Origin of the sequence: Blastococcus carthaginiensis (genome assembly GCF_030731085.1) — a bacterium.
In the GTDB taxonomy this organism is placed as follows: Bacteria; Actinomycetota; Actinomycetes; order Mycobacteriales; family Geodermatophilaceae; genus Blastococcus; species Blastococcus carthaginiensis.
Genome location: NZ_JASNFN010000001.1, coordinates 219017 through 236668 on the forward strand (window position 1 = coordinate 219017; position 17652 = coordinate 236668).

Genomic DNA, 17652 nt, shown 5'->3' on the forward strand with positions numbered 1-17652 from the left:
ACCGGCCGGACTGCCGTTAGGGTGGGCAGGAAAGTTGAGCGGACCCCGCGCAACGCGAAGGGCTCGACTCCTCACACGGACCAGTACCACCCCAGCACACGGAAGAGAGGCCATCTCCATGGCTCGAGCGGTCGGTATCGACCTCGGCACCACCAACTCCGTCGTCACCGTCCTGGAGGGCGGCGAGCCGACGGTCATCGCGAACTCCGAGGGCTCGCGCACCACCCCCTCCGTCGTCGCCTTCGCCAAGAACGGCGAGGTGCTCGTCGGGCAGTCGGCCAAGAACCAGGCGGTCACCAACGTCGACCGCACCATCCGCAGCGTCAAGCGGCACATGGGCACCGACTGGAAGACCGAGGAGATCGACGGCAAGCGCTACACGCCGCAGGAGATCAGCGCCCGGACCCTGCAGAAGCTGAAGCGGGACGCCGAGACCTACCTGGGCGAGCCGGTCACCGACGCCGTCATCACCGTCCCCGCCTACTTCGAGGACGCGCAACGCCAGGCCACCAAGGAGGCCGGTGAGATCGCGGGCCTCAACGTCCTGCGCATCGTCAACGAGCCCACCGCCGCCGCGCTCGCCTACGGCCTGGACAAAGGCGAGACCGAGCAGACGATCCTCGTCTTCGACCTCGGTGGCGGCACCTTCGACGTCTCCCTGCTCGAGATCGGGGACGGCGTCATCGAGGTGAAGGCCACCGCCGGTGACAACCACCTCGGTGGTGACGACTGGGACGAGCGCGTCGTCAAGCACCTGGTGCAGACGTTCAACGCCTCCAACGGCATCGACCTGTCCAAGGACAAGCTGGCCATGCAGCGGCTCCGCGAGGCCGCCGAGAAGGCCAAGATCGAGCTGTCCGGCGCGCAGTCGACCAACGTCAACCTGCCCTACATCACCGCCGGTGCCGAGGGCCCGCTGCACCTGGACGTCACGATGACCCGTGCCGAGTTCCAGCGGCTGACCCAGGACCTGCTCGACCGCGCCCGCGCACCGTTCAACCAGGCGATCCGCGACGCCGGCATCTCCGTGGGCCAGATCGACCACGTCGTCCTCGTCGGTGGTTCCACCCGCATGCCGGCCGTGAGCGACCTGGTGCGCGAGCTGACCGGCGGCAAGGAGCCCAACAAGGGCGTCAACCCCGACGAGGTCGTGGCCATCGGTGCCGCGCTCCAGGCCGGTGTCCTCCGCGGCGAGGTCAAGGACGTCCTGCTCCTCGACGTCACCCCGCTGTCCCTGGGCATCGAGACCAAGGGCGGGATCATGACCAAGCTCATCGAGCGCAACACCACGATCCCGACGAAGCGCTCGGAGATCTTCACGACGGCCGACGACAACCAGCCGTCCGTGCAGATCCAGGTGTTCCAGGGCGAGCGCGAGATGGCGATGTACAACAAGAAGCTCGGCATGTTCGAGCTGACCGGTCTGCCCCCGGCGCCGCGCGGCGTCCCGCAGATCGAGGTCGCCTTCGACATCGACGCCAACGGCATCGTCCACGTCCACGCCAAGGACCTCGGCACGGGCAAGGAGCAGTCGATGACGATCACCGGCGGCTCGGCGCTCCCGAAGGACGACATCGAGCGGATGATGAAGGACGCCGAGGCGCATGCCGAGGAGGACAAGAAGCGCCGCGAGGAGGCCGAGACCCGCAACCTGGCCGAGTCGCTGCAGTACCAGACCGAGAAGTTCCTGGCCGAGAACGGCGACAAGATCCCGGCCGAGAAGAAGGACGAGCTCGGCGAGGCGCTGACCGAGCTGCGCAGCGCGCTGGGCGGCTCCGACATCGAGGCCATCAAGTCCGCGCAGGAGAAGGTGGCCCGGGTCTCGCAGGAGGTCGGCGGGGCGCTCTACGCCCAGCAGGCCGAGGCGGCCGGCGGGGCGCCGGGCGCCGAGGCCGGCGCGGGTGCCGGTGACGGTGCGACGGGCAGCCAGGCCTCGGGTGACGACGACGTCGTCGACGCCGAGATCGTCGACGAGGACACCGACCGCCGATGAGCCAGGGGGACGAGCAGCCGCGGGTCGTGATCCGTGACAGGCGGCGGATCGACCCCACCGGCGCAGTGCGGACGCCGGCCGGCGAGCAGCCGGCCGGCGTCCGGCCCGGTACCGACCTCCCAGGGGAGCAGATGAGCGAGCACGACACCCCGGCCGCCGACACCGCGGGCCCGGAGCAGGGCACGGCCGCCCAGCAGGGCACCGCGCCGCAGCAGGGCACCGCGCCGCAGGACGCCGCCGCACCGCAGCCCGGTGCCGACGGCGACCTGTCCCAGCAGCTGGCCGAGCGCACCGAGGACCTGCAGCGGGTCACCGCCGAGTACGCCAACTACCGGCGGCGGGTCGACCGGGACCGCTCGCTGGTCGTCGACCAGGCGGCCGAGCGGTTCGCCGCGCAGCTGTTCCCGATCGTCGACGACATCGAGCGGGCACGCGACCACGGCGACCTGAACGGCGCGTTCAAGGTGGTCGCCGACCGCATCCTGGGGCTGCTCGACGGCCTCGGTGCCGAGGCGTTCGGGAAGGCCGGCGACGAGTTCGACCCGTCGCTGCACGAGGCCGTCATGCACGACACCTCGGCCGAGGTCACCGTGCCGACGGCGACGACCGTGCTGCGGCAGGGCTTCCGCCGCGGCGAGCGGGTGCTGCGCACCGCCATGGTCGCCGTCACCGAGCCGGAGTCGCCGGTTCCGGCGGAGGAGCCCGAGGGCTCGCCCGACCAGGCCGCCGGCTGAGCGGCGACCGACCGAGCACGAGAGGGGGCCGGATGATCCAGCCGGAGGCTTCCGGTTCCTCACCGGAGGTGGGTCGATGAGCACCCGTGACTTCATCGAGAAGGACTACTACGGCGCGCTCGGCGTCCCCCAGGACGCCGACGCGGCCGCGATCAAGAAGGCCTACCGCAAGCTGGCCACGGAGCTGCACCCGGACAAGAATCCGGGCAACACCGAGGCCGAGGCGCGGTTCAAGGAGGTCTCCGAGGCCTACGACGTGCTCTCCGACCCCAAGCGGCGCGGCGAGTACGACGACGCGCGACGGCTGTTCGGCGCCGGGGGAGCCGGTGCCCGCGCCGGCTTCCCCGGCGGCGGGTTTCCGGGTGGGGGTTACACAGCGGGCCCCGGTGGCCAGCCCTTCGACCTCGGCGACCTCTTCGGGGCGGCCGGGGCCGGGGCCGGCGCCCGCGGGGCCGGCGGGCTGGGCGACATCCTCGGCGGCCTCTTCGGCGGCGCCGGGGGTGGCGGAGCGCGGGCGCGCAGCCAGGCGGCGTCCGGGCCCGCGCGGGGTCAGGACGTCGAGACCGAGGCGACCCTCTCCTTCGAGGAGGCCGTCCTCGGGGTGACGGTGCCGCTGCGGATGCAGAGCCCGGGCAGCTGCCCGACCTGCGCCGGCAGCGGCGCCCGCCCCGGCACCACCCCGCACACCTGCCCGGTGTGCCAGGGCGCCGGGGTGACCAGCCGGAGCCAGGGCGCGTTCGCCTTCTCGGAACCCTGCCGCAGCTGCCGCGGCAGCGGTCAGGTGGTCGACGATCCGTGCCCCACCTGCGCCGGCAGCGGGATCACCAGCCAGACCCGCACCATCACCGTGCGGATCCCCGCGGGGGTCAAGGACGGGCAGCGCATCCGCCTGCCCGGCAAGGGGGCTCCCGGGCGGCGGGGCGGCCCGGCCGGCGACCTGTTCGTCGTCGTCCACGTGTCCGAGCACCAGCTGTTCGGCCGCAAGGGCGAGGATCTGACGCTGAGCGTGCCGATCACCTTCGCCGAGGCGGCGTTGGGCACCACGCTGACCGTGCCGACCCTCGACGGCACGGTGTCGCTCAAGGTGCCGGCCGGCACCGCGAGCGGCCGCACGCTGCGCGTGCGCGGGCGGGGCGTGCCCACCAAGGGCCGCACCGGTGACCTGCTGGTCACGGTGGAGATCGCCGTCCCCGTGCGGCTGACCCCGGCGCAGCGCAAGGCCGTCGAGAACCTGGCCGAGGAGATGGACGAGGACCCGCGCCCGCAGATCACCGCCGCGGTGCGGGCGGGAGGTGAGGCATGACCAGGCCACCGGCAGGGCCGCTGGGCAACGCGGCTCCGTCCGTCGCCGACGACGCACCGGTGTTCGTGATCTCCGTGGCGGCCGAGCTGGCCGGCATGCACGCCCAGACCCTCCGGCAGTACGACCGGCTGGGGCTGGTCAGCCCGGGCCGCACGCCCGGGGGAGGCCGGCGGTACAGCCCCCGCGACGTCGCGCTGCTGCGCGAGGTGCAGCGGCTGTCCCAGGAGGACGGCGTCAACCTGGCCGGCATCAAGCGGATCATCGAGCTGGAGTCGCAGGTCGAGGCGCTGCAGGCCCGGGTGCACGAGCTGCTCGAGGAGCTGCAGCACTCCGAGAACCGTCGCATGGCCGCGGAGGCTGCGGTCCCGGCGGTCTACCGCGCGGACCTGGTGCCCCACCGGCGGCAGAGCTCCGCCCTCGTGGTGTGGCGTCCCGGAGGGGCCCGGTGAGCGGGTCGGAGGTCGACGTCCACGCGGCCTTCGTCGCGCTGGAACGGGAGATCGGGTTGCTGCTGCGCCGGTCCCGGGCCATCTCGACCCGGCTGGCGCGCGAGCTGCACCCCGACCTGGACGGCGCCGCGTACGGGCTGCTGGCCCTGCTGCAGGACGCCGGGCCGCTGCGCGCCAGCGACCTGGTGGCGCGGCTCGGCCTGGACAAGAGCACGGTCAGCCGGCAGCTCTCCAGCCTCGTGGAGCTCGGCCTGGTCGACCGCGCCGCCGACCCCGACGACGGCCGGGCGCAGGTTCTGACGCCCTCGGCCGAGGGCGCGGCGCGGCTGGCCCGCATCCGGACAGCCCGGCGGGCCCGCTGGGAGAGCGACATGTCGGGCTGGCCGGCCGAGGACGTGGCCACGCTCGCCGTGCTGCTGGAACGCCTCAACCGGATCGGCGAGGCGCGCGAGGCCGAGTCCGGGGACTGACCCACCGGCCGGTCACCCGGCCGGCGGAGTCGTCACGGGCGCCCGAGGTCGTCCAGCACCGCACGGGCCAGGGCACCGAGGTGGTCGCCGTCGCCCGCCCCGGGGTCCAGCAGCGCCGCCAGGGTGCCGTCCCGGAGCGCCGGTGGCACCAGGTCCCCGACGTTGCTGCGGAACTTGTCCGCTACCTCGGCCGGGGACAGCGGGGTGGCGGGGTTCCCCCGCGCGTTGCGGGTCGTGGCGGACCACGTCCGGCCGTCCCGCGCCCGGACCGTCACCTCTGCCGGGCGCTCGCCCGGCAGCGCCGCCGAGAACTCCGGCCGCTCGCGCACCACGACCCGGCGCGCCAGCTCCGCCACCGCCGGGCGCCGCAGCCGCTCCGGCAGGAACGATCCCGCGTCCAGCCCGCCGTCGGCGAGCAGCGTCGCGACACAGTACGGCAGCGAGAAGCGCGCGTGCATGTCCGACCGGACCTCGGCCCCGGCCAGCGACGCGGCGAAGGCGAACGTCGCCACCTCCACGCCCTCGACGTCCTCGGGGCGCAGCCGCGCGCCGTCGGTGGCGGCCCGCGCGGCGTCGAGGGCCGGCTGGATCCAGCGGGCGCAGGCATAGGGCTTCAGGTAGCTCTGCGTGATCTGCCAGCGCCGGCCGAGGCCGCCGGCGAGCTCGTCCTCGGAGAGGTCGGTGCAGACGGCGGAGCCGAACAGCGCCCGGTAGGTCTCGTCGCTGCCCCGTGCACCCGTCTCCCGGACGCGCCGGCCGGCCAGCGCGCCGTAGCAGGCCCCCAGCCCGGTCCAGAGGTTCCGCACCGTGCCGCCCTGCACCGGCACCGCGAGCGTGGCGGCCAGCGGCAGGGCCGAACCGAGCAGGAACGCCGACGTCAGCTCCTCGGCGGAGCCGTCGTGCAGCAGCACCTCGGCCAGCGCCGCCGCGGCGGGCCCGTGCACACCGTGCGGGTGCATGCCCGGGCGCAGGGACGTCGCCGTCCCGCCGCGCAGCCCGACCTCGGTGGCGACCAGGAAGATCTCGAGCAGCCGCCGGTCGCCGACGTCCCCGGTGGCCGCGGCGTGCAGCAGCACCGGGAGGGCGTGCGGCGCCGGGTGCGCCGTCGGCACCGGGGGCAGCCGGTGCCCCTGCGGGTGGAAGGAGCCGCCGGAGTCGGCGTCCAGCCACGTCGCGGCGGCGCCGAGGGTCACCAGCGTCCCGGCGGCCGGGCCACCGGGGCGCTCCTCGTGGGTGCCCATCGCCCGCGCCAGCGCCCGCACCGGCGGATAGCGCAGCCCGCCGAGCAGCGCGCCGAGGGTGTCGGCCAGCAGCAGCCGGGTGAAGGCAACGACGTCGCCGGGGACGTCGTCCAGCCGCGTGCCGGCCGCGAACTCGCCGAGGGCCCGGTACGGCTGGTCGGGTGCGGTCACGCCGCCTCCTCCAGCCCGGCCCGGACGGCGGGGACGAGTTCGGCCAGGTGGTCCTGCACGCCGGCCACCGCGCCGGCCAGGACGACACCGGCGATGTCCAGGCCGGCGAGCGGGCGCAGCCGGGCGGTGATCGCGGTGGGGTCGCCGGTGAGCAGGAAGCGGTCCCGCACCCACCGGTCCGCGGGGGTGACCGCACCTCCGCGGGCCGCCGCCGTGCCGTGGCGGGCGTAGTCGTGGGACCCGGCCACCTCCCGGGCGGAGGCTACCTCGTCGGCGTCCAGCCCGTACCACTCCGTGGCCGACACCAGCCGCATCGCGCACGACCCCAGGACGGGCTCGGCGGCCGCTGCGGCCTCGGCGTCGGTGGCGGTGACCGTGGCGCGCAGGAACAGCCAGACGGTGGCCGCGGGGTCGGCCTCGCGGGCGAGGGCCGCTGCGCGGGTGACCACGCCGGGATCGGCGCCGGCGTCGACGAGCACCCCGCCCAGCGCGGCCGCCGTCGCCGAGATGGTCCGCGGGCCCGACGCCGCGCCCAGCAGCCGGCCGGCCAGGTCGGCGTCGCCCACGGCCTCGCGCAGGGCGGCGAGGGTGGCGGTGTACTCGCGCAGGGGCGGCAGGTCCAGCCCCTCGTTGCGCACCGAGCTCTCCCCGCGTCCGACGACGGTGAGCACCCGGCCGGGGTGCAGCCGCTCGAGCGTGCGGACGGCGCCGGCCAGCGGCGCGGGGTGGCGCAGCCCGAGGCTCGCCACGCAGGGCCCGGCCAGCCGGGCCCCGGTGCCGGCCAGGACGCGTTGGGTCTCGACCAGGCAGTCGGGGAACAGCCGGGGGCTGTCGGCGAGCCCCACGCCGTCGGCCCCGGCGGCGAGGGCGTGCTCCGCCGTCGCGACGGCGTCGCCGGCACCCCACGGCGCGGCGGAGTTCAGCAGGACGGCGGTCACGACAGCGCCGCCAGGAGGTCGGCGGCGCGCTCGCCGCGACCGGCGGGCACCGGGGAGGGTTGCGGAACGCTGACCGGTTCCGCGGGGCGCCCCGTCACCGTCTCCAGCGTCGGCAGCAGGGCGTCGGGCATGCCGATCAGCCCCGCCCCGAGCGCCCGGGGGGCCAGCCAGCCGGCGGCGAGGCAGTGCCCCCGGGCGAGGGCCGCCTCCGCCACCGTCCCGTCCTCGACCGGCTGCACCACCATGAGCCCGGCGGCGAGGTCCAGCACCGGGCCGAGGTCCGTGATCCCCGCGGCGACGGCGGCGCAGGCCGCGGCGGCGACCACCCCCGTCGTCGGCCGCGCCAGGAGGGTCCCGCCGTCGGTGCCGGCGGCCAGGTCGGCGTCCAGCGCGAGCCCGGTCACCACCGCCTGCTCGAGCAGCTCCACCGGGGCGTCGGCCGCCGCGGAGGCGAGCGCGACGAGGGTCAGCCCGTCGGCGTCCGGTGCCCCGGCGAGGTGCAGCCGGGCCCCGTTCCACAGCAGCGCCGGGTAGTGCGCCGCGCGGCGGCCGGCGCCGAGCAGCGGGAGCGGCCCGTCGTCGCTGCCCGTCGAGGCCGCCCAGGCGAGGAGGTCGGCGGGCACGGGCGCGGTGGCGGCCGCCGCCAGCCGCGCCAGCGCCGGCCGCACGGAGCCGGTCAGCGGGTGACCTCCGTGCTCTCCGTGACCAGGTAGAACTTGAACTCCGTCCGCCCCGCCGGGCCGCGCTCGGCCGGGATGGGGTGCTCCGCGAACCACGCCAGGTAGTCGGCGTAGGCCTGCTCGTCGGCGAAGTGCATCTCGGCGATGCGGTAGAACGTCAGCCCCTCCGGCACGTCCGCGGTCCCGCCCGAGGCCTGCCGCACCGGCCGGAGCACCTTGTTGAACACGATGCGGTCCAGGTGCGGGTTGGCCAGCAGGTCGGGCGCGTGCACGTCGAACAGCCAGGCCTCGTACTCCTCGGCGCTGACGCCGGGCTGGATCTCGTAGCCGAGGATGGTCGTGATGCTCATGTCTCTCCCTGGATCGGGCGGACGGCGTCCGCCGGGCTGGACGGGGCGTCGGGGTGGGTCCAGTCGAAGGCCTGGGCACCCGCGCCGAATCCTTCGAGGCGGATCCGGTACGGGGTCACGTGCACGCCCACGAGGTCCTCGACGACCTGCTCGGGGCTGCGCAGCGGGGCCTTCGTGAAGCCCTGCGCCCGCTGGCGTCCGACGTGGTGCCGGTAGAGCGAGATCGTCGCCGCGTCGTCGAGGAAGGCCGCGGTGCCCCGCACGTAGACCGCGCGCGGCGGCAGCCGCCCGATGTCGAAGACGTGCGGGCGCTCGTTGGTGGCGCCGGGCGCCGGGTCGCCGACCCAGGTGACCAGCAGCCGGGGGTCGCGGCGCAGCTGGGCCAGCCGGGCGTGGGTGCGCCGCTGCACGAGGTCGACCGACCAGTCGGGGTTGAGGAACGCCGTCATGGAGCGGCCGACCGGGAAGCCGAGGCGGTCGATCGTCGTCAGCTGGGCGAAGCCCGCCTCCTCCAGCACGAAGGCGAGCGCGGCGCGCCGGACGGCCGCCTGCTGCTCGTCCCCGGTCACCGCTGCACCCCGTCCGCGGGGACCAGCCGCCAGGAAACGGTCGACCGGCGGGCCCGCCGCACCCGGTCCGCCAGCTCCGCGTGGCTCCACTCGCGGTCGGGCACCACCACGCGCTCGACCGCGACCTCCTGCGGCGCCCGGAAGGGGAAGGGGTCCAGCGCCGCCGTCCCCGGGGCACGGGCGGACACGGTGACGGCGACCCGCTCGCCGCCGGGGCGCAGGGGCACCGGGGGCAGGACGACGGGCCCGGTGCCGTGCTCGAGCCGCCGGAGCTGGGGGCCCCACGGCTGGGGCGCGGCCCCCACGGTGCCCGGCTCGTCCGGCGGGGTCACCGCGAGGTACAGCGAGAGCAGGTCCCAGAACTGGAGCAGCTCGTAGTTGTGCCACAGCTGGGTCTCGAAGACGCTCCGCGGTTCGTCCGAGGTCCAGGCGCGCCGCTTGGCGTCGATCCAGCGCAGCTCCTCGGCCGCCACGACCTCGTCCTGCAGCCGCCGGTCCTCCGCCGAGCGGCCGACGCGGGCGGCCGCACCCGGCGCGGCCCAGCGCCCCCGGTAGAGCCCGGTCCAGTGCATGCCGACCAGCACGCCGGAGTAGAGGTCGGCCAGCGAGACCTGCTCCACGCCCTGGCGGTACAGCCGCACGTGCTCGCCCGCGTCGATGTCGGTGAAGTGCAGCGGGCGGCGCTCGGCCTCGTCGAACAGCACGCGCGCGTCCCAGGCGCGCCAGCCCTCGTCGTGGCGGGCCGCGGCGGTGCGGACGGAGTGCAGCGGGGTGGGCACCTCGAACGCCGCGTTGCCCCAGGCGCCGGCGAGCTCGCCCGCGATCCGGCCGTGCTCGACCTGCTCGACGAGCTGCAGCGCGCCCCCGCGGCGGGTGACGATCACCGGGCACCCCCATCCGCCGCCCGCCGCAGGGCCGCGCCCAGCCCGCGCGGGGTCCCACCGTCGGCGAGGGCGTGCACGGCGGCGAGCAGCTCCGGGCCGCCGGCGCCGAAGCGGGCGCCCAGCAGCCGGCCGGCCTTGGCGGCCAGCTCGGTGCGGGGGAAGGCGCGGTCGGCGTCGCCGCGCGGCCGGCCGGCCTCCGCGTGCTGCTCGGTGCCGTCGGTCAGCTCGACGCGGACCCGGGCCGGCCGTCCCGCGGGGTAGCCGGCGTCCAGCGCCGGGTCGTGCACGACGCGGACCCGTCCGGCGAGCTCGCGCACCTCCGGGGCGGTCACGGTGGCGGCGTCGAGGGTCGTCTCGTCGAGCCGGCCGGTCACCAGGGCGACGGCCACGGACGTCGGCACGCTGAACCGGGCGGCGAGCTCGTCCTCGGCGACGTCGGCGAAGGCGGCGGCCCCGGCGGAGGCGCGGACCTCCACCGCGCGCACCTGCGGACCGCGGAGGCCCCGGGCGACCAGGTCGGCCACGGCGTCGTTGACCCCGTGGAGGTGGGCGCAGGTGGGGTGGGCCTTGACGTAGCCGGCGAGGACCTCGTGCTCCGGCCACGGGTCGCCGGTGCCCGCCAGCAGCGGCGCGGGGTCCCAGGCGCGGGCCGCCACCGACCCCAGGTGGCGGTCCAGTGTGCCCTCGGCGGGGGCGAGACCGGCCACGGCGGCGCCGCCCAGCGACATCCCCAGCTGCACCGACGCCCCGAGGAAGGCGTGCGAGCCGGTGGTGCCGGCGAAGACGGTGCGGGCGTCGGCGAGCAGCACCGCGGCGGCCGCGAGCTCCAGGGCGCGGACGGCGGCCGCGGCGTCCCCCGGGGCGAGCAGCCGGGCGACGGCGGCGGCGACGGCGACCTGGCCCCAGGTCCCGATGTCGTGGACGCCGTCGGGCGTGCCGCCCATCGCCCGGCCCACCCGCACGCCGGCCTCGTAGCCGGCCAGCACCGCGGCCAGCACCTCGGCGCCGGAGGAGCCCCGCTCCTCGGCCAGCGCCAGGACGGCGGGGACGACGTGCGAGGCGGGGTGGCCGCGGGCGAGCCGGTGCCCGTCCTGGAGCTGGTCGGCGGCGACGGCGCAGCCGTTGAGGAAGGCCGCCGTCGAGGACGGCCACCCGCGGGCCGAGCCGACCACCGTCGCGAACCCCTCCGGCGCCCCCGGTGCGGAGGCGTCGACGAGAGCCGCCAGCTCCGCGCGGCGGGACCCGAGGGCGGTGACGGCGACGCAGTCGGCGACGAGGTCCACCACGCGGTCGCGGACGGCCGCAGGGGCGTCCGCCCACGTCGTCGTCGCCACGGCGGCCCCCAGCGCAGCGGCCCCGGTCACCGCCGTCCCCCGACGGCGGCGGCGAGGCCGCGCACCGAGGCGGCGTCCGGCAACCCGGTGCACCAGGCCAGGACGGCGTCGGCGGAGTCGTCGCGCAGCGCCCGCGTCAGCAAGGTCCGGTGCTTGGCCGCGATCCCGGCGGCCGGGTAGGGGCGTGCGGGGCCGCCCGGCGGGTCGTCCTCGGTGGCGGTCAGGGTCCGGCCGTCCCGCAGCCGCAGCGTGACGCGGGCTCCGCGCACCGCGGGCGCCGCGGCGGTCATGGCCGGGTCCTCGACGACGGTGACGCGGGCCATCAGGGCGCGCAGCGCCGGGTCGGTGGCGGCCTCGTCGGTGTAGGCGTCCGTCCCGTTGTCCCGTCGCACGAGGCGCGCGGCGACGGAGTAGGGGATGGAGTGCTTGCCCGCGAAGCCGGTGGGGGCGTCGCGCCCGTCCAGGCGGGTCGCGGGGTCGTAGGTCGCCACCTGCACCTCGACCACCTCGTCGGCGCGGATGCCGTGCTCGGCCACCAGCTGCCCGGTGGCCTCGATCGGCGCGTGGTTCCACCGGCTGCAGGCGTGCAGCTTGAGGTATCCGGTGGTCAGGTAGCGGAGCCTGCCCAGCTCGTCGTCCAGGTGTCCGGTGTCGAAGGACGAGCCGAGGACCTCGCCGAACACGATCTCCGGCGCGCGGGGGTCCCCGGTGGTCCCGGTCGCGGCCAGCTCGACGGCGAGCACCCCGTTCGACGCGGTCACCCCGGTGAGCGCGTTCCGCACCGTCGCCCCGCTGTTGGCCGCGTGCTGGGTGGACGCCGGCGCCAGCGCGGTGGCGATCAGCACGGCCTGGACGGCGGTCGCCAGGTCGCAGCCGCGCAGCCGGGCCACGCCGACGGCCGCACCGCAGGCCATCGCGGTCCCGAACGGGTGCACGGCCGGCCGCAGGCGCAGGCCGCGGGCGAAGCGGACGGCGACCTCGTAGGCGGCGGCCGCCGCGGCCAGCAGCTCCGGGCCCGACGCGTCGACCTCCTCGGCCACGGCGAGCACCGCGGGCAGCGTGTGCGCGCTCGGATGGTTGGCCGCGTGCGCGTGCCCCTCGTCGAGCTCCAGGCGGACGGCGCCCAGCCCGTTCACCAGGGCGGCCGCGGCCGGGCTGGTGCCCGCGCCGGAGGCGAGCACGGTGGCCGGACCGCGACCGCCGAGGCGCGGGGCGACCAGGGCCGCCTGCCGGACCTCCGGCTCGACCGAGGCACCGATGACCGCCGCGAGCGTGTCGGTCACGACGGTCACCAGGTGCCCGGTGTCCTCCGGCCGCAGCACCTCCGGGCCGAGCGCCCACTCCACGAGGCGCTCGACGCGGCTCGCGGACGGCCCCGGCCCGGCCGGGGTCATCCCCGGACCCCCGACATGAGGGTCCGGACGTCGGCTGCGTGCGGCAGGTCGAGCGCGGCGTCGGCGACCTCCCGGGCGGTGCCGTCGTCGAGCAACCGGATGGCGTTGAGCCGGAACTTCTCCGCGACCTCCGCCGACGACAGCGGGTTGGCCGGCCCGCCGCGGTTGGCGTCCACCCGGACTTCGTGCCGCGTGCCGTCCCGGGTCTCCACGCGCAGCACCGCCGGGAACTGGTGAGGGAAGATCTCGTCGCAGCGGGCGTCGGGCACGCACCGCACCAGCGCCGCCAGCCGTAGCCGGTCGGGGTCGGCCGCGGCCTCGTCGGTGAAGTCCTCGTGGAACAGGCCCAGCCCGCCGCCGCCGGTCAGCGCCGCGGCAACGGTGTAGGGGCCGCTGAACGCGGCGTGGTAGCCCGAGCGCGGCCGGGCCTTCTCCTCCGCGGGCTCGCCGATCGTGCGCAGGACGGCCGTCGGCGCGCCCAGCTCGATGGCCGTGACGTCCTCGGGGCGCACCCCCCGCGAACGCAGCTCCAGCGCGGCGTCCACGCCGGCGTGGGTGAAGTGGTTGCACGGGTAGGGCTTGAAGAAGATGCCCGGCAGCTCCCAGTGCTCGCCCAGTCGGTCGACGACGGCGTCGACGTCGGCCCGCTCCCCGCAGAACGCGTGGAGGAAGCCGAACCGGCCCTCGATGACGGTGGGCGGCCCGGTGAGGCCGTGGCGCGCCAGGTCGGCGGCGACCACGCCGGCGTGCGCGGCCCAGCCGCAGTGCACGCGCTTGACGGTGCCCCCGGTGCGGTTGGCCTCGATCAGCCCCGAGCCCATGGAGGCGGCGATGCCGGCGGCGTGCGCGATGCCGTCGGCGTCCAGGCCGCCGACGGTCGCGGCGGCGACCGCGGCGCCGATGGCCCCGCAGATGGAGGTGGCGTGCTGCCCGCGCTCGAAGAACTCGGAGTTGCCGAGCTCGGCGTCGTAGCCGCCCATGCCCAGCCGCACGGCCACCTCGATGCCGACCCCGGCGGCGTCGAGCAGCGCCGGGCCGGTGGCACCGGTGGCCTCCGCGACCGCGAGCGCGGCGGCGACCACCGAGGAGGAGGGGTGTAGCACCGAGGGCAGGTGCGTGTCGTCGAAGTCCAGCGAGTGCGCCAGCGTGCCGTTGACCAGGGCGGCGGCCGCGGCCGGGACGCGCAGCCCCGTGCCGATGGCGGTCGCGTCCTCGGGTCCGCCCCAGCCGCGGACGACGGCGGTGACCGCCGACGCCGACACCTCGCCGGTGGCGGCCAGGCTGTTGCCCAGCAGGTCGAGCACCCGACGGGCGACGTCGTCGCGCATGCCCTCGGGCAGCCCGTGCTCGCGGGTGTCGGCCGCCAGCCGCGCCAGCCGCTGGACGATCGTCGGTGCGGTCACGCCTGCACCGCCGCCACCGGGCGGACCGGGGAGCCCGTGCCGCCGACGATGCGCAGCGGCGCCATGACGAAGACGAACTCGGTGAGGCCCTGCTCCGCGGCGGCCTCGAGGTCGAGGTGCTCGATGATGTAGATCCCGGATTCCACGAGCAGGATGCGGTGCACCGGCAGGATGCTGTGCCCGGCGCCCGGCTTGATCTGCTCGAACGCGGTGGTGTCCGCGCCCGTCGCCTGCACCCCGGCCGCCGCCAGCCACTCCCCGGCGCCGGTCGTGGCGCCCGGCACGCCGTCGGACTGCCCGAGGTAGACGGCGGGTTCGCCGAAGTTCCGGGCCCAGCCGGTGCGGATCAGCGCGACGTCGCCCTTCCCGGGGCGGGCCCCGGCGCGCGCGGCGGCCTGCTCCAGGTCGTCGGCGGTGACCCCGTAGCCGGCGGGGAGGACGTCCACCCCGTGGACCGCCGCGACGTCGAGCAGCACGCCGCGGGTGAGCATCGCCGGGGTGTGCTCGGCGCCGTGCTCGGCGAAGCGGCCGCCGGTCTGCGCCTGCGCGGCGTCGACGCCCCCATGCAGCAGCCCGTCGTGGCTGACGTGGGAGAGCGCGTCGACGTGGGTGCCCACGTGCCCGCCGGTCACGATGATCTCGTTGGAGGCCGAGCCGCCGTCGGGCCGCACCATGTCGCCGTGCCGGCGGATGAGGGTCATCCGGAAGCCGGGGTGGTTCGGGGAGCACGGCATGCCGGTGAAGAAGGGCTGGCCGAGCTCGACGAGGCGGACCCCGCCGCGGACGGCGCCGAGCAGCGCGTCCGTGGCCGGTGCGGTGGTGGCCGGGGTGGTCATCTGGTCTCTCCTGACGAGGGGGCGGGGGCGGGCTGGTCGGAGGGGGCGGCGCGGTCGAGGACGGTCCGGGCGCGGGCCACGACGGCGGGGTCGACGAACCGGCCGTCGGCGTCGAGGACGGCGGACTCGCCGCGCTGCGCCGCCGCCGCGGCGGTGGCGACGACGCGCTCGGCGGCCGCCCGCTCCTCCGGCGAGGGGGTGTAGACCTCGTGCACCGGCCCGAGCTGCCTCGGGTGGACCACCGAGCGGCCGAAGAACCCGGTGACGCGGCCGGTGCGGCTGCTGGCCCGCAGGCCGTCGAGGTCGCCGACGTCGGTCCAGACGCTCTGCACCGGCGAGGGGAGGCCGGCGGCCCGCGCCGCGACGACGACCGCGCCGCGGGCCCAGTGCAGCCCCTCGTCGCGGTCGACGAGCAGGTCGGCGGCGAGGTCGGCTTCGCCGAGGCCGATGCCGGCCACGAGCCCGTGCGCCGCGGCCAGCTCGTGCGCCCGCCAGAGCCCGCGGGCGCTCTCGAGCAGCAGCTGCATGGGCAGGCCCAGCCGGTCACCGACCGCCCGCACGGCGTCGGGGTCCTCGGCCCTCGGCACGCGGACGCCGTCGGCCCGCCGGCCTGCCAGCGCGGCGAGGTCCCGCTCACCGGCCTCGGTGCCGGGCGGGTTGATCCGCACCCAGAGCTGCGGTCCGCCGGGCCGGTGCTCGTCGAGCAGGGCGGTGGTGAGCTCCCGGGCCCGGTCCTTCTGCGCGGCGGGGACGGCGTCCTCGAGGTCGACGACGACGGCGTCGGCGCCGGCGGTCAGCGCCTTGGCCACCCGGTCGTCGCGGTGCCCGGGCACGTAGAGCCAGGACCGGGGGACCGCGTTCACAGCGCCCCCTTGCTCCGCAGCACCGCCACCTCGTCCGCGTCGATGCCGAGCTCGCCGAGCACCTCCTCGGTGTGCTGGCCGATGCTCGGCCCCGCGCTGACCACGGCGCCGGGGGTATCGGAGAGCCGGAAGATGACGTTCTGCATGAGCACCGACCCGAGCTCCGGGTCGGGCACCCGGACGAGGCTGCCCAGCGCCTGGAACTGCGGGTCGGCGAGCACGTCGCGGACGTCGTAGATGGGTGCGACCGCCGCGTGCGCCTCCTCGAAGGCGCGGACCACCTCGTCGCGGTCGCGGGCGGCGATCCACGAGCCGACGGCCTCGTCGAGCTCGTCGGCGTGCTTCGCCCGCTCCGCGCCGGAGGCGAACCAGGGCTCGTCGATGAACTCGGGGCGGCCGACGAGGTGCATCACCCGCTCGGCGATGCTCTGCGCGCTGGTGGAGATGGCCACCCAGCGCCCGTCGCGGGTGCGGTAGGTGTTGCGCGGCGCGTTGTTGGCCGAGCGGTTGCCCGTGCGGGGCTGCACCTCGCCCACCGCGTCGTAGACCGTCGGCTGGGGGCCGAGCAGGGTGAGGATCGGCTCGATGATCGCGAGGTCGACGACTTGGCCGCGGCCGGTGGTGTCGCGGGCACGCAGCGCCGTCATGGTCGCGAAGGCGGCGGCCAGCGCCGAGATGCCGTCGGCGAGCCCGAACGGGGGCAGCGTCGGCGGGCCGTCGGGCTCCCCGGTGATGGCGGCGAATCCGCTCATCGCCTCGGCCAGCGTGCCGAAGCCCGGCCGGCCCGAGTACGGGCCGAACTGGCCGAAGCCGGTGACCCGGACCAGCACCAGGCCCGGGTTGATGCGGGAGAGCTCGTCGTAGCCCAGGCCCCAGCGCTCCAGGGTGCCCGGGCGGAAGTTCTCGATGACGACGTCGGCCGTGGCGACGAGCTTCCGGAAGACCTCCTGCCCCTCCGGGGAGCCGAGGTAGAGGGTGATCCCGCGCTTGTTGCGGCCCACGACCTTGCCCCAGAGGCCGACGCCGTCCTTGCTCGCGCCGTGGTAGCGGACCGGGTCACCCTTGGGGTGCTCGATCTTGATCACCTCGGCGCCGAAGTCGCCGAGCATGGTGGCCGCCAGCGGACCGGCGAAGAGGGTCGAGACGTCGAGGACCCGGAGCCCGGCGAGTGCGAAGGTCATGCGGAGACCCGTCCTTTCGTGGCGGGGAGGCCGCCGCGCCACCCCATGTCGCGGGAGATGCGGTCGGCGGCGGAGATGAGGAAGGGGACGAACCGGTCCCGGGCGGCGGAGTCCACGCGGGCGGCCGGGCCGCACACGGAGATGGCGCCCACGACCGATCCGTCGAGGCCGAAGATCGGCGCGGCGACCGAGCCGGCGCCCTGCTGCCGCTCCCCGTCGGAGCAGGCGTAGCCCCTGCGCCGGATGTCCTCGATCCGGCCGCGGAGGTCGCGGGGGTCGGTGATGGTGCGGTCGGTGAGCAGGTCCAGCGAGCTGTCGAGCACGGCGTCGATCTCGTCCTCGGGCAGGAAGGCGAGGATGCACGTGCTGGAGCTGCCGGCGTGCAAGGGGAACCGGCGGCCGATCTCGACGGTCATCTTGATCTCCTGCCGGCTCTCCACCTGGTCCAGGTAGACGCGGCCACCGGGTACGCGCGCCGACACGGTGGTCGTCTCCCCGGTCACCTCCTGCAGGGACCGGAGGACCGGGAGGGCCGCGCCACGCAGGTCCAGGCCGCGGAGGGCGCGGGCGCCGAGCGCCGCGGCCGCCGGGCCCAGCCGGTACTCCCGGGTGCCCGCGTCCGCGGTCAGGAACCCGCGCTGCACGAGGGTCTGCAGGATCCGGTGGACGACGGCCTTGGAGAGGTCCAGCTCGCGGGCGAGAGCGGAGACGCCGAGGGACCGCGGCCCGTCCAGGAACGCCAGCAGGACGTCGGCGACCCGCCCAGCGCCCTCGGTACCCCCGTTGTCGGCCATGTCCCTGCCCTCTCCGGTGCTGTCATGTCTGCGTGCGACGTCCGAGACGCCCCTGTTCCTCTTGG

Annotated in this window: 18 protein-coding genes; 5 read left to right on the top strand and 13 right to left on the bottom strand. The window is 76.2% G+C overall.

Annotated elements, in window-relative coordinates; translation table 11 throughout:
• Positions 1-118 precede the first annotated feature (118 nt).
• The 5 genes from dnaK to QOZ88_RS01055 all read left to right on the top strand — a co-directional run bounded on the left by dnaK (position 119) and on the right by QOZ88_RS01055 (position 4949).
• Positions 119-1993 (top strand): molecular chaperone DnaK, encoded by a 1875-nt coding sequence (gene dnaK / locus QOZ88_RS01035; RefSeq protein ID WP_305998275.1) that lies wholly within the window; start codon positions 119-121, stop codon positions 1991-1993.
• On the top strand, positions 1990-2727 hold the full coding sequence (gene grpE, locus QOZ88_RS01040) for a nucleotide exchange factor GrpE (protein ID WP_305997979.1): 738 nt from the start codon (positions 1990-1992) through the stop codon (positions 2725-2727). Before dnaK ends, grpE begins: the two co-directional genes overlap by 4 nt.
• A 76-nt stretch (positions 2728-2803) precedes the next feature.
• Positions 2804-4030 carry a molecular chaperone DnaJ gene (dnaJ, locus tag QOZ88_RS01045; protein ID WP_305997980.1) on the top strand — a complete coding sequence of 409 codons (1227 nt, stop codon included), beginning with the start codon at positions 2804-2806 and terminating at the stop codon, positions 4028-4030.
• Positions 4027-4479 (top strand): heat shock protein transcriptional repressor HspR, encoded by a 453-nt coding sequence (locus QOZ88_RS01050; protein ID WP_305997981.1) that lies wholly within the window; start codon positions 4027-4029, stop codon positions 4477-4479. Before dnaJ ends, QOZ88_RS01050 begins: the two co-directional genes overlap by 4 nt.
• Complete coding sequence (locus tag QOZ88_RS01055; protein WP_305997982.1) at positions 4476-4949, top strand: MarR family winged helix-turn-helix transcriptional regulator; 474 nt, start codon at positions 4476-4478, stop codon at positions 4947-4949. Before QOZ88_RS01050 ends, QOZ88_RS01055 begins: the two co-directional genes overlap by 4 nt.
• Before the next feature lie 32 nt (positions 4950-4981).
• On the opposite strand, the gene QOZ88_RS01060 is transcribed toward QOZ88_RS01055, so the two are convergent.
• Genes QOZ88_RS01060 through QOZ88_RS01120 form a run of 13 tightly spaced genes read right to left on the bottom strand, consistent with a single transcriptional unit; the run spans position 4982 to position 17587 of the window.
• A complete protein-coding gene (locus tag QOZ88_RS01060) occupies positions 4982-6361 on the bottom strand; it encodes an MmgE/PrpD family protein (RefSeq protein ID WP_305997983.1) in 1380 nt (459 codons plus the stop codon).
• Positions 6358-7299 (bottom strand): LLM class oxidoreductase, encoded by a 942-nt coding sequence (locus tag QOZ88_RS01065; RefSeq protein ID WP_305997984.1) that lies wholly within the window; start codon positions 7297-7299, stop codon positions 6358-6360. The genes QOZ88_RS01060 and QOZ88_RS01065 overlap by 4 nt, the downstream gene beginning before the upstream one ends.
• On the bottom strand, positions 7296-7967 hold the full coding sequence (locus QOZ88_RS01070) for a hypothetical protein (protein ID WP_305997985.1): 672 nt from the start codon (positions 7965-7967) through the stop codon (positions 7296-7298). Before QOZ88_RS01070 ends, QOZ88_RS01065 begins: the two co-directional genes overlap by 4 nt.
• Positions 7968-7975: 8 nt before the next feature.
• On the bottom strand, positions 7976-8329 hold the full coding sequence (locus QOZ88_RS01075) for a hypothetical protein (RefSeq protein WP_305997986.1): 354 nt from the start codon (positions 8327-8329) through the stop codon (positions 7976-7978).
• A complete protein-coding gene (locus QOZ88_RS01080; RefSeq protein WP_305997987.1) occupies positions 8326-8898 on the bottom strand; it encodes a pyridoxamine 5'-phosphate oxidase family protein in 573 nt (190 codons plus the stop codon). The genes QOZ88_RS01075 and QOZ88_RS01080 overlap by 4 nt, the downstream gene beginning before the upstream one ends.
• Positions 8895-9782 carry a DUF3891 family protein gene (locus QOZ88_RS01085; protein ID WP_305997988.1) on the bottom strand — a complete coding sequence of 296 codons (888 nt, stop codon included), beginning with the start codon at positions 9780-9782 and terminating at the stop codon, positions 8895-8897. The genes QOZ88_RS01080 and QOZ88_RS01085 overlap by 4 nt, the downstream gene beginning before the upstream one ends.
• Positions 9779-11146 (bottom strand): MmgE/PrpD family protein, encoded by a 1368-nt coding sequence (locus tag QOZ88_RS01090; RefSeq protein ID WP_305997989.1) that lies wholly within the window; start codon positions 11144-11146, stop codon positions 9779-9781. Before QOZ88_RS01090 ends, QOZ88_RS01085 begins: the two co-directional genes overlap by 4 nt.
• Positions 11143-12510, bottom strand: coding sequence for an MmgE/PrpD family protein (locus tag QOZ88_RS01095; RefSeq protein ID WP_305997990.1), 1368 nt, complete (start codon positions 12508-12510; stop codon positions 11143-11145). The genes QOZ88_RS01090 and QOZ88_RS01095 overlap by 4 nt, the downstream gene beginning before the upstream one ends.
• Complete coding sequence (locus QOZ88_RS01100) at positions 12507-13913, bottom strand: MmgE/PrpD family protein (RefSeq protein WP_305997991.1); 1407 nt, start codon at positions 13911-13913, stop codon at positions 12507-12509. The genes QOZ88_RS01095 and QOZ88_RS01100 overlap by 4 nt, the downstream gene beginning before the upstream one ends.
• Positions 13910-14749 carry a cyclase family protein gene (locus tag QOZ88_RS01105; protein ID WP_305997992.1) on the bottom strand — a complete coding sequence of 280 codons (840 nt, stop codon included), beginning with the start codon at positions 14747-14749 and terminating at the stop codon, positions 13910-13912. Before QOZ88_RS01105 ends, QOZ88_RS01100 begins: the two co-directional genes overlap by 4 nt.
• The gene (locus QOZ88_RS01110; RefSeq protein WP_305997993.1) at positions 14746-15612 is read right to left on the bottom strand and encodes an HpcH/HpaI aldolase/citrate lyase family protein; all 867 of its coding nucleotides are present in this window, start codon (positions 15610-15612) and stop codon (positions 14746-14748) included. Before QOZ88_RS01110 ends, QOZ88_RS01105 begins: the two co-directional genes overlap by 4 nt.
• Complete coding sequence (locus tag QOZ88_RS01115) at positions 15609-16793, bottom strand: CaiB/BaiF CoA transferase family protein (protein WP_305997994.1); 1185 nt, start codon at positions 16791-16793, stop codon at positions 15609-15611. The genes QOZ88_RS01110 and QOZ88_RS01115 overlap by 4 nt, the downstream gene beginning before the upstream one ends.
• The gene (locus QOZ88_RS01120) at positions 16790-17587 is read right to left on the bottom strand and encodes an IclR family transcriptional regulator (protein ID WP_305997995.1); all 798 of its coding nucleotides are present in this window, start codon (positions 17585-17587) and stop codon (positions 16790-16792) included. Before QOZ88_RS01120 ends, QOZ88_RS01115 begins: the two co-directional genes overlap by 4 nt.
• Positions 17588-17652 lie beyond the last annotated feature (65 nt).